Source organism: Micromonospora foliorum (assembly GCF_022229015.1).
Lineage (GTDB): Bacteria > Actinomycetota > Actinomycetes > Mycobacteriales > Micromonosporaceae > Micromonospora > Micromonospora foliorum.
In genome coordinates, this window is sequence record NZ_JAKKFF010000473.1 from 1 (window position 1) to 1,268 (window position 1,268).

General features: G+C 71.6%; 2 protein-coding genes. One reads left to right on the plus strand and one right to left on the minus strand.

The features are described 5' to 3' along the window. On the minus strand, positions 1–611 hold a 611-nt coding region (locus tag PSH25_RS28335; protein WP_238661947.1), incomplete at its 3' end, for a DUF2786 domain-containing protein. Between the two features lie 130 nt (positions 612–741). On the opposite strand from PSH25_RS28335, the gene PSH25_RS28340 reads away from it, so the two are divergent. Continuing rightward, a complete protein-coding gene (locus PSH25_RS28340; protein WP_238661948.1) occupies positions 742–1,182 on the plus strand; it encodes a hypothetical protein in 441 nt (146 codons plus the stop codon). Positions 1,183–1,268: the final 86 nt, after the last annotated feature.

Below are 1,268 nucleotides of genomic sequence, written 5' to 3' on the forward strand. Positions count from 1 at the left end.
GTGCCGCCCAACCGGCGCGGCGGCGCGGTGCGCAGCCGCGGGTACTCCTCGGTGAGCCGTCGCTGCACGCGGTCGGACCGGTCGGCCAACACCAGCGCCATCGACGGCGCGCCCGACTCGCTTGCCGCCGCCGTCTCGGCCGCCCAGAGTCGACCGCCGACCACCTCGGCGAAGCCGGCCAGCCAGGAGCGGCGGAAGGCGGCGGGATGGTCGTCGGCGGGCACCTCGGTGGCGGCCAGGCCGTGCGCCGCCTGCACGAGCAGTGAGGTGAAGAGCAGGTCGACCCGTTCCAGGTCGCTGGCGAAGCCGAAGAGGTGCAGGGCGAAGCCGTTGCCCTGCCGACGGCGTACGCAGCGGCAGCGCAACGGCTCGGCCACCGCGGCGAGCAGGCCGACCTTGTCGCGGGCGTACGGGGCGACGACGTCCAGCACTCGATCGCCGACCGGGTCGGTGGTCGGGTCCCGGGCGGCGAGCAGCGCCCGGTCCACGCCGTAGCGGGCGATCAGCTCGGTCGCCTTGGCGGTGAACGCGGCCGACTCGGCCGGCGTGCAGGCCGGGTCCTCGGCCTGGGCCAGCAGCTTGCGCACCTTGCTGAGCATGGCCTCGGACATGCCTACAGAGCTACCACACCTGGCGGACATCATCGGGGCCACGCCCAAATCAATCGATACGTATCATCGTCACGGCCAGATGATCAGTCCTATACGGACGGTCAGTTAACTGTTTCGGAGGAACGAACGAATGCCATCCCCGACCGCTCGCCTGCTCGCCGTCGCCACGGCCACCGCACTGCTCGCCGCCGGTACGCCCGCCCGGGCGGAGCCGACAACACCGACGGCACCGGTCAGCTCCGGGCCGAACGAGTTCGCCCCACTCGAAACCTGTTACGGCGGGGCGGTGCGGTCGTACTTCGAGACCGGCCGCTACGGCGGCTCGGCCGGCCAGTACCGCACCACGACGCGCTGTCGCGACATCAACGTCCGCAACGCGAGCGTGTACGCCACCGAGGCGTGCGTGATCTTCGTCGACAAGACGAGCGCCTGCAACTACTGGACCTACCTGCCGGCCAACTCGGGCTGGATCACGGTGGCCACCAACGTCCGGGACGGCGTCAACTTCCGGGTCCGCTTCGAGAACCTGCGGTACGAGTACGAACCGCTTATCGCGTACCACGCGTTCTGACCGACCCGCGCGGTCGCGGCGTCCGCCCCCCGACGGACGCCGCGCACCGCCGACCCAGCCGCGCCCCGCCGACCCAGCCGCGCACC